Genomic DNA, 12764 nt, shown 5'->3' on the forward strand with positions numbered 1-12764 from the left:
CCTGGTGGCGGTGGGTTTTGTCGGTGGCGGGTGGTACTGCTGAGGCAGGTGTTTCGCCGAGGCCGGAGGAAGCCGCCATGAAACTGCTCGTCGCCACCGAGGTGACCCAGGGCGCCCGCCGCAACGACTTCAGCTACTGCGTCGACGGCGAGCTGGTCTGGATCGGCCTGGTCTGCAGCGCGGACCAGGCCGACCCGGACGGGGGGTGCGGCTGCGGCCGCGCCTTCTCCGGGATGAACTCCCACCGCGCCGGCACCACCGCGATGGTGGTGGACCGGCCGGGTTTCACCGAGGCCGACTACACCGAGGCCATCCGCTCCAGCCTCGACCAGCAGGGCTACCCGCTGGACATCGCCGGGGACCTCGCCGCCAGCCTGCTCCGCCTCGCCGCGCACTACCCGCCGGGCACGGTGGTCGAGCGGCGGCTCGACGACATCGTGCCCCGCGCGGTCGTGCCTTATTGAAGAGACCTCTAGACCGGGCGCAGGGCAGAGAGCAGCAGGTCCGCGTAGTGGTCGCCGACCTGTTGCGCGGACATCGAGCCGCTGCGCCGGTACCACGAGCCGAGGTGGTGCACGCCGCCGAAGAAGAAGTCCAGCACCAGGTCCGCGGGCTTGTCGGCGCGGAACTCCCCGCTCGACTGCCCTTCCTCGATCAGCGAGCGGAAGCGCTCGTGGTACTTGCGGCGCTCGGCCCGCACCGACTTCTGCTTCTCCGGGCTGAGGTGGTGCATCGACTGCATGAAGATGGTGGCGTCGTCGAGGTTGGCGATCGTGCTGACCACCACGTCGGAGGCGGCGGCGCTCAGCCGCTCGGCCAGCGGCGCGTCCCCGGCCATCAGCCGCTCGAGCTGGTCGGTCTGCTCCCGCAGCACCCGCGCGTAGATCTCGTAGAGCAGGTCGTCCTTCGAGCCGAAGTAGTGGTACATCGCGCCCTTGGTGACTCCGGCGGCCTCGACGATCTCCTGCACCGAGGTCCGGTCGAAGCCCTTCTTCGCGAAGAGCTTGGTGGCCACGGACAGCAGCCGCCGCGGCACCGACCCCGGAGCGTAACCGTTCTCCTCGATCGTGGTGCCCGGTTTCCCGGCGCTGGCTCGAGTCATCGCCCGGACCCCTTCCCGTCACCCGGCTCACCTGCGGCGAGCCGTTCCTGCTCGGAAGCTGAGCGTACCGAGACGATGATCACCGTACGTACACCGCCCCGGCACTCAACCCCGTGCCCGCAACTCCCGGCGCAGGATCTTGCCGCTCAACGTCTTCGGCAGTTCGTCCAGCACCTCGATCGAGCGCGGGTACTTGTACGCCGCGAGCCGCTCGGCGCAGTAGTCGATCAGCTCGCGGGGTGCCGGCCGCTGCCCCGGCCGCGCGCTCACGTACGCCTTCACCGTCTCGCCGCGGTACTCGTCCGGCACGCCGACGACAGCGGCTTCCCGCACCGCCGGGTGGGTGTAGAGCACGTCCTCGACCTCGCGCGGCCACACCTTGAACCCCGAGGCGTTGATCATGTCCTTCTTGCGGTCGACCACGTAGACCCAGCCGTCGGCGTCCATGAACCCGACGTCGCCGGTGCGCAGGCGGCCCGCGGGCAGCGCGGCGGCGGTGTCGGCGGGCCGGTTCCAGTACCCGGGCACCACCGTCGGCCCCTCGACGACGATCTCCCCCGGCTTGCCCGGCGGGACCTCGGCGCCCTGGTCGTCGAGGATGCGGACCACGGTGTCCGGGGTCGGCAGGCCGATGGAGATGGTGCCGGACTCCGGGTCGATCGGCGCACGCAGCGAAGCGGGCACGGAGATGCAACCCGCGGTGGTCTCGGTGAGCCCGTACCCGTTGTGCAGGTAGTGCCCGAACCGCGCTTCGAAGGTCTCCACCACGGCGGGCGGCAGGGCGGCGCCGCCGGAGTAGAGCAGTTCGAACGAGGCGAAGTGCTCGCGGCTCGCCGACGGGTGCGACATCAGCGCGAGGTACGCCGTGGCCGGGCCGACGGTGTAGGCGGGCCGGTGCTCGGCGAAGGCGTCCAGCACCACGCCCGGCTCGAACCGGTACGCCAGCACCAGCGTGCCCGCCAGGTCGAAGGCCGACGCGAGTTCGCAGACCATGCCGGTGATGTGGAACAGCGGCGCCAGCGCGAACAGCGTGCTGCCCTCGGCCATCCCGCTGAAGTTCCGCAGTGAGCCGGCGTTGACCGCGAGGTTGCGGTGGGTGTTGGTGGCGCCCTTGGGCTTGCCGCTGGTCCCCGAGGTGTAGCTGATCAGCGCGACCTCGTCGGCGCCGAGACCCGGGTCGGGCGGGGTGCCCGGCGCGTCGTTGGCCGCGTCGAGCAGGTCGGCGGCGCCCTCGGTGTCCTCGCACACGACCGCGCTGAACACGCGGTCGTCGTCGCGGGTCTGCAGATCGAGTTCGCTGGTGGTCAGCGCGATGCCGATGTCCCGCGCCGCTTCGGAGACCCCGCGGTTCCAGCCGCGCTGCGAGCACACCACCGCGCGCACCCCGGCGTCGGCGAAGACGTGCTCGAGTTCGGCCCGGCGGTACATCGGGTTGACCGGCACCACCACCCCGCCCGCCTTCCACGCGCCGAGCAGCGCCAGCACGAACTGCGGGATGTTCTGCAGGATCAGCGCGAGCCGGTCGCCGCGCCGGAACCCGCGCGCCAGCAGGTGGTTCGCCACGCCGTCGCTGAGCCGGTCCACCTCGGCGTAGGTCAGCCCGCCGTCGAAGTAGGCCACCGCCGTGCGGTCCGGCACCGCCGCGACCGCGTGCCGGAAGGCCGACAGCACCGAGTCGTGCCACACCGGTTCGGCGGCGAACAACCGCCGGTCGTACCGCGCCACCCACGGCTTGTCCTCGTACCAGCTCACCCGTCCTCCACAACGCACACCGACCAGTCGGTATCTGTGAAGCTACGCCTCGACGCCGACCTAAGCAACCGCTTAGTCTGGGGCTGGAAAGGGAGGTGCCCATGACCGGAACCACACCGGCCGACGGAGTGCGGTACGCCGTCGGCGCCGGGATCGCCACGCTCACGTTCGACCGGCCCGAGCGGCACAACGCGATGGACCCGGCGATGCGCACCCGGTACGGCAGGACGTTGCGCGAGGCCGAACAGGACCCGGCGGTGCGCGCGGTGGTGGTCACCGGCGCGGGCAAGTCCTTCTGCCCCGGCGCGGATCTCGACGCGCTCGCGGGCATCGGCGAGACCGGCGCGGCCGGCAAGGACGTGACGGCCGACGACGGTGGCCATGTCGACGTGCTCGCCGCCGCCTCGGTCGCGAAACCCGTGGTCGCCGCGATCAACGGCGGCTGCGCCGGGCTCGGGTTCGTGGTCGCCTGCGCCGCCGACGTCCGGTTCGCCGCGGCGGGCGCGAAGTTCACCACCGCGTTCGTGCGGCGTGGGCTGATCGCCGAATACGGGATCGCCAAGCTGCTGCCCGAACTCGTCGGCCGGGGCCGGGCGCTGGACCTGCTGCTCTCCGGGCGCACCTTCACCGCGGAGCAGGCCTTCGACTACGGCCTGGTGCAGGAAGTCCTGCCGGCGGGCGAACTGCTCGACGCGGCGACGGCGTACGCGGCCGAACTCGCCACCTACAGCGCGCCGCGGTCGATGGCGCTGATCAAGGACCAGGTCCGGGTGGAGACGGCGCTGCCACTGGCCGAATCGGCGCGGCGCGCGACCGGGCTGATGCTCGACTCGTTCGGCCACCCCGAACTCGCCGAGGGCGTGACCAGCTGGACCGAACGCCGTCCCCCCGAATTCCCGCCCTACCCCAGCTGAAGCTGCCCCGGCACCCCTTCGAAGGCGAGCAGGAACTGCTTGCGGGGCAGCCCGCCGCCGTACCCGGTGAGGCTGCCACCGCTGCCGATCACCCGGTGGCACGGCACCACGATGCTGATCGGGTTGCGCCCGTTGGCGGCGCCGACCGCGCGCACCGCGCTCGGCCTGCCGACCCGCGCGGCCAGTTCGGCGTAGGAAACGGTGTCGCCGAACGGGATCCGGCACAGCTCCGTCCACACGGCACGCTGGAACTCGGTGCCGTCGAAGTGCAGCGGCAGGTCGAACTCGGTGCGCTGCCCGGCGAAGTACTCCTTGAGCTGCGAGGTGGTCTCGGCGAACGGCGTCTCGTCGCGCGTGCCGAAGCGCTCGTCCGGCGGGCGGTGGCGCTGCTCCTCCATGTAGAGGCCGGCCAGCCGATCGCCCACGGCGACCAGGGTCAGTTCCCCGATGGGGCTGTCCACCACCGTGTGAACCCGGGTGGTCATGCGATTTCCCTTTCCGTTGCCGAATCTTGCAGGTACTGCGCGGCGTAGGCCCGCCACGGCCGCCACCGCCGGCCGGAACCAGGCCGGGGGAAGGCGTCCGGATCGCCCAGCGCGCGCATCGCGATCAGTTCCACTTTGGCCGGGTCGAGGGCGGCGAGCCGGTCCCTGGCCCGGTTCCAGTCGCTGCCCGCGCCCAGTTCGAGGTCACCGCCGTCGAGCGCACGGGCCAGCGCGGCGACCGGCTCCTCGTCGACCAGCGCGGCCGGTTCGGGGAAGAGCAGCGAAAGCCCGCCGCCGGGGTCGTCGACCGGCTCGCCGTGTTTCGCGGCCAGGTCCGCCGCCTTCTCCCCGGCGATCGCCCGGATGGCGAACTCGGCGCCGTCCACCGTGCGCGGCACGCGGCGCCCCGGTCGCGCCGCGATCAGCGGAGCCAGCGCGCTGTCCTCGGCGAGCAGGGCGTCGACCGCTTCCGGGTCGGCGTCGAGGTCGAGCAGGCGGCGGCAGCGGTTGATCGCGGTGTGCAGGTCACGCAGGTCGGTCAGCGACAACTCCGCGGCGATGTGCCCCGGCATCGGCCGCAGCGAGACGATCCCGGGCCCGTTCGGCAACCGCAGCGTCCGGCGGTAGGCGCCGTCACGCCACTCCTCCACCCCCGGCAGGGCTTCCGCGGCGAGCACGGCGAACAGGCCCTCGGCGTAGAGCGGCGCCCGGAACGGCAGGCGGAGCGAAAGCACGCCGGAGGCCGGTCCGCCGCTTCCGGCTCGGCGGCGCAGATCGGTCGGTGACATGGCGAAGACCTCGCGCACGGTGTCGTTGAACGTGCGCAGGCTGGCGAATCCGGCGGCCAGCGCGACCTCGCCCATCGGCAGCGTGCTGGTCTCGATGAGCAGGCGCGCGGTCTGCGCGCGCTGGGCCCGCGCCAGCGCCAGCGGTCCGGCGCCGAGTTCGGCGAGCAGTTGCCGCTGCACCTGGCGCACGCTGTACCCGAGCCGCCGCGCCAGGCCGTCGACGCCTTCGCGGTCGACCACGCCGTCCGCGATCAACCGCATCGCCCTGGCCACCAGGTCCGCGCGCTCGTTCCACTTCGGCGAACCGGGGCTCGCGTCGGGGCGGCAGCGCTTGCACGCCCGGAACCCGGCCTGCTGCGCGGCGGCCGCGCTGGGCAGGAACCGCATGTTCTCGGCCTTGGGCGGGACCACCGGGCAGCTGGGCCGGCAGTAGATCCGCGTGGTGAGCACGGCGGTGAAGAACCAGCCGTCGAACCGGGCGTCCTTCGACCGCACGGCCCGCACGCACCGCTCGGTGTCCTCGTGTACTTCCTGCACCGCACCAGCATCGCCGCGCACGCCGCGCCGCGCTAGCGAAAAAGCGACACCTGCCTGGCATCCGGCGACGTTAACCGGCGGCCGTGCCGAACGGGTTGTCGATGGCGTAGCGCCACCGTCCGTCACCGCCGCGGCGCAGCACATCGGTGGCTGCGCCGGACAGATCCACCCGGGTGCCGTCGGCCGCTGTCCCCCTGATGGACCAGTCGACGATGAGCAGCGCTAGATCGCCGGAAACGTAGGCGTGGCGGGTGCTCGCTTCGATCGGCAGGCCCCAGCCGAGCAGGTGCCCCGTGGCGTTCCGGCGATCATCGCCGGTCAGCGGGAGGCCGGGCCGGGGGACGAGCACGGCGGTGTTTTCGTAGCAGCGTTCGAGTGCGGCCGGATCGGCGGCGTCGAAGGCGGCCGCGTAGCGCGCCTGATGGTGCTGGGGTGTGTCATGAATGTCCGTCATGACTACCCGAGCATAACATCGGCGCTCAGCCTTACTAGGGGCGTACGCCGAAGGACGGGCGGCCGAGGAGTTTGGGCAGGACGCGGTAGGCGTCGGTCACCCAGTCGCACAGGCGCGCGCGGGTTTCCCTGGGGTCGATGACGTCCTCCACACCGAACTTCTCCGCCGTCCGGAACGGTGAGCGGACCTTGTCCAGCCTCTCCCGGATCTCGGCCAGCAGCGCCTGCGGATCCTCGGCGGCTTCCAGTTCGGCGCGGTAGGCGGCTTCGATCCCGCCCTCGACCGGCAGCGAGCCCCAGTCACCCGACGGCCACGCCCACCGGCGCACCAGCCGGTGCCGGTGGGTGATCCCGGCCCCGCCGACGCCGAACACCCGCCGCACGATCACCTCGGCGGAGGGCACGCGGGCCTGGTAGACGGCGGTGATCGCCCGCGCGCCGCGGCGGATCGAGCCGCGCTTCTCCCCCGCCAGGCCGATCACCATGCCCGCCTGGTCGGTGAGGTTGACCAAGGGCAGGTGGAACGTTTCGCAGAGGTCGACCAGCCGCGTGATCGCGTCGGCACCCTCGGCGGTCAGCGTCGCGCCGCGGTACGGATCGGTGGCGATCACGCCGACCGGGTGGCCGTCCAGCCGCGCCAGCCCGGTGTAGGCCGAACCGCCGTAGCACGCGTAGTCGAACACCGAATCCGCGTCGAACACCGCGTCCAGCAGCGGCCGCAACCGGTACGGCTTGCGCCGGTTCCGCGGCACCAGGGAAAGCAGCGCCTCCTCCGCCCTCGCGGGATCGTCGGTGGCTGGGACAACCGCGGGCAGTGAGTCCACATTGGCCGGTAGGTACGACAGGAACGCCTTGATCACGGCGAAAGCTTCGGCTTCACTGCGCACGATCCGCTCGACCGCACCACTGCGCCGGTGCACCGCCGCGCCACCGAGCTCCTCTTTGGACAGTTCCTCGCCGGTGGCGTGCCGGACCAGCGGCGGCCCGGCGACGAACAACTGCCCGGCACCTTCGACCAGCACGCAGAGGTGCGACATCACCGCCCGCGCGGCACCGAGACCGGCCACCGGGCCCAGGCAGGCGGAGACCACCGGCACCGCGGAAAGGTTGTCCACCACCAGGTCCCAGCCCGGGTTGAACGGCACGTAGGTGTATCCGAAGTCCTCCAGCGACTTGACGCTGCCGCCACCGCCGGTGCCTTCGATCAGCCGGACCAGCGGCAGGCCGAGCTCGTTCGCCAGCCGCTCGGCGTGCACCTGCTTGCCGATGATCCCGGCGTCGGCCGCGCCGCCGCGCACGGTGAAGTCGTCCGCGCCGAGCGCCACCCGGCGGCCGTCCAGCCTGGCCGTGCCGACGACGAAGTTGGCCGGGGTGAACGACTCCAGCGCACCATCCTCTGTGTACCGACCGAAACCGGCCAGCGCGCCGATCTCGTCGAAGGTACCCGGATCGACCAGGGCCTCGATGCGCTCGCGGACGGTGAGCCGCCCGGCGGCGTGCTGGCGGGCGATCTTGGCCTCACCACCCATGCGGTGCGCGAGCTCGCGCCGCCGGGCGATCTCGTCGACCTCCGGCTGCCAGTCGTCGGTCATCTCACTCCCCGAGCGCTTCGACCTTCCGCTGCAGCTTGTTCATCCCACCGAGCCAGCGATCGGTCTGCGTGGCACGGGCCGCGTAGTAGTCGGCCACCTCGGGGTGCGGCAGCACCAGGAACCGCTTCTCGCCGATCGCCTCGAGCAGGGCGTCGACCACCTGCTCCGGCTCGATCGCCGACGCGCCCATCAGCAGCTGACCACCCTTGCCGGTGTTGGCCAGCATGTTCGTCCGCACGCCCTGCGGGCAGACCGCGTGCACGTCGATCCCGCGGTGGCGGTAGGTGGCGCTGAGCCATTCGGCGAACGCCAGCGCGCCGTGCTTGGTCACCGAGTACGGCGCCGAACCCAGGCTGGTCAGGATCCCGGCCGCGGACACCGTCGCGACGAACCGCCCGCGGCCGCGCTCGAGCCACTCGGGCAGCAATGCGTTCGCCGCCCGCACGTGGGCCATCACGTTGACGTCCCACGCCCGCGCCCAGACGTCCTCGGAGCTGTCCGCGCCGCCGAGCGGGGCGATCCCCGCGTTGGCGCAGAAGATGTCGATCCCGCCGAGCACTTCACGCGAGCGGGCGAGCAACTGCTCGACGCCCTCCACCCCGGCGGCGTCCCCGGCGATGGCGGTGCCGCCGATCTCCTCGGCCACCGCAGCGGCCGCGTCACCGTTCAGGTCGGCCACGACCACCCGGGCGCCCTCGGCGTGGAACCGCCGCGCCATCGCCGCGCCGATACCCGCGCCACCACCGGTGACGACGATGCCGGCGTCCTTCAGCTCGGCGCTCACAGGCCACCGACCAAGGTGCGGCCACCGTCGAGCACCATGGTCTGGCCGGTGATCCAGCCCGCTTCGTCGGACAGCAGGAAGGCGACCGCGCCCGCGATGTCCTCGGGGAGGCCGAGCCGCTTCATCGGGTAGGCGGCCGAGACCTCCTCCTCGCGGCCCTCGTAGAGCGCGGTGGCGAACTTGGTCTTGACCACGGCGGGCGCGACGGCGTTGACCCGGATGCCCGGGCCCAGTTCGGCGCCGAGTTCCACGGTCAGCCGGATCAGCGCGGCCTTGCTGATGCCGTACATGCCGATACCCGGCGACGCGCCCAGCCCGGCGACCGAGGCCACGTTGACCACCGAACCGCCGTGCTCGCCCATCCACGCGTCGCGCGCGTGGCGGGTCCAGGCCAGCGGGGCGAGCACGTTGACCGCGAGGATCTTCGCCGCCGCCTCGGGATCGATGTCCAGCGTCGGGCCGTAGACCGGGTTGATGCCGGTGTTGTTCACCAGCATGTCCAGGCTGCCGAAGGTCTCCACGGCCTTGGCGACCGCCTCGGCCTGGTGCTCGGCGTCGTCGGCCTTGCCGGGGACCGCGATGGCGTGGTCCCCTCCGCCCAGTTCCCGCACGGCCTCGGCCAGCGGCTCCGGCTTGCGCGCAGTGATGCAGACCTTGGCGCCGCGCTCGACGAGGGTGCGCGCGATGCCGAGACCGATGCCCCGGCTGGCACCGGTGACGATCGCGACGCGGTCCTTCAACGAGTTCACTGTGTGGTCTCCTTGTCACCTGAGGTTCGAGCTAAGCGCTCGCTTACAATGCGAAGGGGCGGGCAGCCTGTCAAGCCCGCCACGATCGGGGAGGTTTTCGCGATGAGCGAGCCGAGCGGTGCGGCACCGGACGATCTGCCGGAGGAACTGCCTGCCGAACTGCCCGCCGAACTCTGGCCCGACGTGCAGCCCGACGCGGCCCGGCGGCTGATGCTGGCCGGGGTCGAGTCGTTCGCCCGCCGCGGCTTCCACGCCACCACCACCCGGGACATCGCCGGCCGCGCCGGCATGAGCCCGGCGGCGCTGTACGTGCACTTCCCGTCGAAGGCCGCGCTGCTGTTCGCGATCAGCAAGTACGGCCACGAGCAGACGCTGCTGCTGGTCGAGCGCGTGGTGGCGCGGCCGGATTCGGCGACGGACAAGATGATCGCGCTGGTCGAGGACTTCGTCGCCTGGCACGCGCGGCGGCACACCGTGGCCAGGGTGGTGCAGTACGAACTGCAGGCGCTGCCCGAGGCCGAGTACGAGGAGGTCGGGCAGCTGCGGCGGCGCATCGAGCAGCTGGTCCGCGAGCTGATCACCGAGGGCGTGGCGTCGGGCGAGTTCACCGTGCCGGAACCCCGCACGGCCGCGCGGGCGGTGCTGTCACTCGGTGTCGACGTGGCGCGCTGGTACACCGACCGCATGCGCAAGTCCCCCGCCGCGCTCGGCCGCGAGTACGCCGGCCTGGTGCTCGGCATGCTCGGCGCGAAGACCGGCGACTGAGGGGCGTCCACCGGCCCAGGATGACATACTAAGCGGTCGGTCAGCCAGCCCGCCCGAACCGCGCGGCCAGCTCCCGGACGTGCTCGGCCAGCTCCGGCGGCTCCTCCACCTCGAAGTCGCAGCCGAAGCGGGCCAGGTAGAACGGGATCTCCTCGATCCGGGCGCCACCGGCGTGCAGCAGGCAACTGTGCTCGTCGATCGGCTCCACCTCGCCGATGGACGCCCCGACCAGTTCGGCGATGCGGGCGGCGGGCGCGTGCAGCTTGACCCGGCAGCGATACCGGTAGGGCGCGCTGGAGATCTGGCGGGTGAGGTAGGCGCCGAGGTTTTCGGCGGGCGGTTCGCGCGGGGTGAACCGCCCGGCGATCCGGGGTTCGTCGGTGATCCGGTCGACCCGGAACGTGCGCCAGGCCTCCTTGTCGACATCGAACGCCAGCAGGTACCAGCGACGGCCGGTGCAGGCGAGTTTCAGCGGCTCGACCCGGCGCTCGGTGGCGGTGCCGTCCGAGGCGGCGTAGGCGAAGCGCAAACGTTCGCGGTCCCGGCAGGCGGCGGCGATCGCGGTCAGCTGGGCCGGGGCGACCGCCGAAACCCCTCCGCCGAGCGGCAAGGTCACCGATTGCAACGCGTTCACCCGGTGACGCAGCCGCGAGGGCAGCACCTGGTCGAGCTTCATCAGCGCCCGCACCGAGGTCTCCTCGATCCCGGTCACCGTGCCGCCCGCGGCGGTGCTCAGGCTGACCGCGACCGCGACGGCCTCGTCGTCGTCCAGCAACAACGGCGGCAGCGCCGCCCCCGCGCCGAGCCGGTACCCGCCCGCCACACCGGGGGTCGAATGCACCGGATAGCCCAGCTCACGCAGGCGATCGACGTCCCGTCGCACGGTCCGGACGTCCACTTCGAGGCGCGCGGCGAGTTCGGCACCGGCCCACTCGCGGTGCAACTGCAGCAGGGTGAGCAGGCGCAGCAGTCTCGCCGAGGTCTGCACAAGATCTCCTTCATCGAGGACACAACCTGTCCTGAATGCTCTCTACCTTGGTGAACATGACCGAAGAGATCAAGCCGTTCCGCATCGAGTTCCCCGACTCCGCCCTCGAAGACCTCCGGACCCGGCTCGCGCAGACCCGCTGGCCGGACGAGCTGCCCGGCGTCGGCTGGGCACAGGGCGTGCCGGTGGGTTACCTGCGGGAGCTGGCCGAGTACTGGCGCACCGCCTACGACTGGCGGGCGGCGGAGAAGGAGCTGAACGCGTACCCGCAGTTCACCACCGAGATCGACGGGCAGCGGGTGCACTTCCTGCACGTGCGCTCCGCCGACCCGGACGCGACGCCCCTGCTGCTCACCCACGGCTGGCCCGGTTCGGTCGTCGAGTTCCTGGACCTGATCGAGCTGCTCACCGCCGAGTTCCACCTGGTCATCCCGTCGCTGCCGGGGTTCGGGCTGTCCGGGCCCACCACCGAGAGCGGCTGGAACTCGCCCCGGATCGCGCGGGCGTGGGTCGAACTGATGGAGCGGCTCGGCTACCAGCGGTACGGCGTGCAGGGCGGGGACACCGGCGCGATCGTGTCGCCGGAGATCGCGCGGCTGGTGCCCGACCGGGTCATCGGCGTGCACTGCAACGGCCTGACCGCGTTCACCCCGGTCGACCCCGGCGAGACGCTGACCGAAGCCGAACAGGCGCGGGTGGACCGGCTCAACTACCTCGAGAACGAGCAGTCGGGGTACGCGATGATCCAGATCAGCCGTCCGCAGACGCTGGCGTTCGGGCTCACCGACTCACCGGTCGGCCAGCTCGCCTGGATCGTGGAGAAGTTCTTCGAATGGACCGATCCGGCCGCCGCGCTGCCCGAGGACGCCGTCGACCGGGACCGGTTGCTCACCAACGTGATGCTCTACTGGCTGACCGGCACCGCCGCGTCCTCGTCCCGGCTGTACTACGAAACCGCGCACGCGGGGGCGTGGAGCGCGGCGATGAAGTCACCGGTGCCGACGGGCGTGGCGGTGTTCCCGCACGACGTGTCGATCCGGCGGACCGTGGAACTGGAGCACACCGTGGTGCACTGGGCCGAGTACGACCGGGGCGGGCACTTCGCCGCGATGGAGGCGCCGGACCTGCTCGCCGCGGACATCCGGGAGTTCTTCCGAGCTTGTCTTGCCAACCGTTGACAGCGCGGCGACAGTGGGCGAATGCGCGACGACGAGAGCATGCTGGCCATCGCACGGGAAGAGGCACTGCTGGGCAAGGCCGAAGGCGGTGTCCCGATCGGCGCGGCACTGTTCACCGTGGACGGACAACTGCTGGGGCGCGGGCACAACCGCCGCGTCCAGGACGACGACCCTTCCATGCACGCGGAAACGGCGGCGTTCCGCAACGCGGGACGCCGCCCCCACTACCGCGACACGGTGATGGTCACGACGCTTTCACCGTGCTGGTACTGCTCCGGCCTGGTACGCCAGTTCGGCATCTCGCGCGTCGTGATCGGCGAAGCCACCACCTTCCACGGCGGTCACGACTGGCTGGCCGAACACGGCGTGACCATCACCCTCCTGAACGACGAGGCCTGCACCACCCTGATGCGCGATTTCATCGCCACCCACCCCACCCTGTGGTTCGAAGACATCGGAAAAGACTAAGACTTCGAAACACGCCCAACCCCGCCCAGCAGAACGCGGAAACGCCAGCACACCGACCACATGCCAACAAAGCCGCCCCGGCAAACGCGACCAAACCGGCTGCCACACCATCCACATGCCAACAAAGCCGCCCCGGCAAACGCGACCAGACCGGCCACCACCATCCACGTGCCAACAGAAACCAGGCCCAGCAACCGAAACCAGGCCGC

14 protein-coding genes are annotated in these 12764 nt (G+C 71.5%); 5 read left to right on the forward strand and 9 right to left on the reverse strand.

Features of this window, described 5'->3' with window-relative positions; genetic code table 11:
* Positions 1-77: 77 nt before the first annotated feature.
* Positions 78-464 (forward strand): DUF7715 family protein, encoded by a 387-nt coding sequence (locus JOM49_RS32685; RefSeq protein WP_209668022.1) that lies wholly within the window; start codon positions 78-80, stop codon positions 462-464.
* An 8-nt stretch (positions 465-472) separates the two neighbouring features.
* On the opposite strand, the gene JOM49_RS32690 is transcribed toward JOM49_RS32685, so the two are convergent.
* Positions 473-1102: a TetR/AcrR family transcriptional regulator gene (locus JOM49_RS32690; RefSeq protein WP_209668023.1), complete on the reverse strand. Its 630-nt coding sequence runs from the start codon at positions 1100-1102 to the stop codon at positions 473-475.
* 105 nt (positions 1103-1207) lie between these two features.
* On the reverse strand, positions 1208-2854 hold the full coding sequence (locus tag JOM49_RS32695; protein WP_209668024.1) for a class I adenylate-forming enzyme family protein: 1647 nt from the start codon (positions 2852-2854) through the stop codon (positions 1208-1210).
* A 101-nt stretch (positions 2855-2955) separates the two neighbouring features.
* Between JOM49_RS32695 and JOM49_RS32700 the strand changes: the two genes are divergently transcribed.
* Positions 2956-3768: an enoyl-CoA hydratase-related protein gene (locus tag JOM49_RS32700; protein WP_209668025.1), complete on the forward strand. Its 813-nt coding sequence runs from the start codon at positions 2956-2958 to the stop codon at positions 3766-3768.
* On the opposite strand, the gene JOM49_RS32705 is transcribed toward JOM49_RS32700, so the two are convergent.
* The 6 genes from JOM49_RS32705 to JOM49_RS32730 all read right to left on the reverse strand — a co-directional run bounded on the left by JOM49_RS32705 (position 3756) and on the right by JOM49_RS32730 (position 9156).
* Entirely contained in the window at positions 3756-4253 is a 498-nt protein-coding gene (locus JOM49_RS32705; RefSeq protein WP_209668026.1) for a methylated-DNA--[protein]-cysteine S-methyltransferase, read from the reverse strand. The genes JOM49_RS32700 and JOM49_RS32705 overlap by 13 nt on opposite strands.
* Positions 4250-5578 (reverse strand): bifunctional transcriptional activator/DNA repair enzyme AdaA, encoded by a 1329-nt coding sequence (locus tag JOM49_RS32710; protein ID WP_308158951.1) that lies wholly within the window; start codon positions 5576-5578, stop codon positions 4250-4252. The genes JOM49_RS32705 and JOM49_RS32710 overlap by 4 nt, the downstream gene beginning before the upstream one ends.
* A gap of 70 nt (positions 5579-5648) precedes the next feature.
* A complete protein-coding gene (locus JOM49_RS32715) occupies positions 5649-6032 on the reverse strand; it encodes a YybH family protein (protein ID WP_209668028.1) in 384 nt (127 codons plus the stop codon).
* Positions 6033-6066: 34 nt separating this feature from the next.
* A complete protein-coding gene (locus tag JOM49_RS32720; protein WP_209668029.1) occupies positions 6067-7623 on the reverse strand; it encodes an acyl-CoA carboxylase subunit beta in 1557 nt (518 codons plus the stop codon).
* Between the two features lies 1 nt (position 7624).
* A complete protein-coding gene (locus JOM49_RS32725) occupies positions 7625-8407 on the reverse strand; it encodes an SDR family oxidoreductase (RefSeq protein ID WP_209668030.1) in 783 nt (260 codons plus the stop codon).
* Positions 8404-9156, reverse strand: a complete 753-nt coding sequence (locus tag JOM49_RS32730) for an SDR family oxidoreductase (RefSeq protein WP_209668031.1) — start codon at positions 9154-9156, stop codon at positions 8404-8406. The genes JOM49_RS32725 and JOM49_RS32730 overlap by 4 nt, the downstream gene beginning before the upstream one ends.
* 102 nt (positions 9157-9258) lie before the next feature.
* Here JOM49_RS32730 and JOM49_RS32735 point away from each other — a divergent pair, with 102 nt between their 5' ends.
* On the forward strand, positions 9259-9921 hold the full coding sequence (locus JOM49_RS32735) for a TetR/AcrR family transcriptional regulator (protein ID WP_209668032.1): 663 nt from the start codon (positions 9259-9261) through the stop codon (positions 9919-9921).
* A gap of 40 nt (positions 9922-9961) precedes the next feature.
* Here the strand turns inward: JOM49_RS32735 and JOM49_RS32740 are convergent, their stop codons facing one another.
* Positions 9962-10909 (reverse strand): helix-turn-helix transcriptional regulator, encoded by a 948-nt coding sequence (locus JOM49_RS32740; protein ID WP_209668033.1) that lies wholly within the window; start codon positions 10907-10909, stop codon positions 9962-9964.
* 56 nt (positions 10910-10965) lie between these two features.
* On the opposite strand from JOM49_RS32740, the gene JOM49_RS32745 reads away from it, so the two are divergent.
* The gene (locus JOM49_RS32745) at positions 10966-12087 is read left to right on the forward strand and encodes an epoxide hydrolase family protein (protein WP_209668034.1); all 1122 of its coding nucleotides are present in this window, start codon (positions 10966-10968) and stop codon (positions 12085-12087) included.
* Positions 12088-12108: 21 nt separating this feature from the next.
* Positions 12109-12555: a nucleoside deaminase gene (locus JOM49_RS32750; protein ID WP_209668035.1), complete on the forward strand. Its 447-nt coding sequence runs from the start codon at positions 12109-12111 to the stop codon at positions 12553-12555.
* The last annotated feature ends 209 nt before the right edge of the window (positions 12556-12764 follow it).

This window comes from Amycolatopsis magusensis (genome assembly GCF_017875555.1).
Lineage (GTDB): Bacteria > Actinomycetota > Actinomycetes > Mycobacteriales > Pseudonocardiaceae > Amycolatopsis > Amycolatopsis magusensis.

Coding starts and splice junctions, on each gene's coding strand:
- JOM49_RS32750 (WP_209668035.1), top strand. CDS start 12,109: ATGCGCGACGACGAGAGCATGCTGGCCATCGCACGGGAAGAGGCACTG.
- JOM49_RS32690 (WP_209668023.1), bottom strand. CDS start 1,102: ATGACTCGAGCCAGCGCCGGGAAACCGGGCACCACGATCGAGGAGAAC.
- JOM49_RS32715 (WP_209668028.1), bottom strand. CDS start 6,032: ATGACGGACATTCATGACACACCCCAGCACCATCAGGCGCGCTACGCG.
- JOM49_RS32735 (WP_209668032.1), top strand. CDS start 9,259: ATGAGCGAGCCGAGCGGTGCGGCACCGGACGATCTGCCGGAGGAACTG.
- JOM49_RS32685 (WP_209668022.1), top strand. CDS start 78: ATGAAACTGCTCGTCGCCACCGAGGTGACCCAGGGCGCCCGCCGCAAC.
- JOM49_RS32705 (WP_209668026.1), bottom strand. CDS start 4,253: ATGACCACCCGGGTTCACACGGTGGTGGACAGCCCCATCGGGGAACTG.
- JOM49_RS32700 (WP_209668025.1), top strand. CDS start 2,956: ATGACCGGAACCACACCGGCCGACGGAGTGCGGTACGCCGTCGGCGCC.
- JOM49_RS32745 (WP_209668034.1), top strand. CDS start 10,966: ATGACCGAAGAGATCAAGCCGTTCCGCATCGAGTTCCCCGACTCCGCC.
- JOM49_RS32720 (WP_209668029.1), bottom strand. CDS start 7,623: ATGACCGACGACTGGCAGCCGGAGGTCGACGAGATCGCCCGGCGGCGC.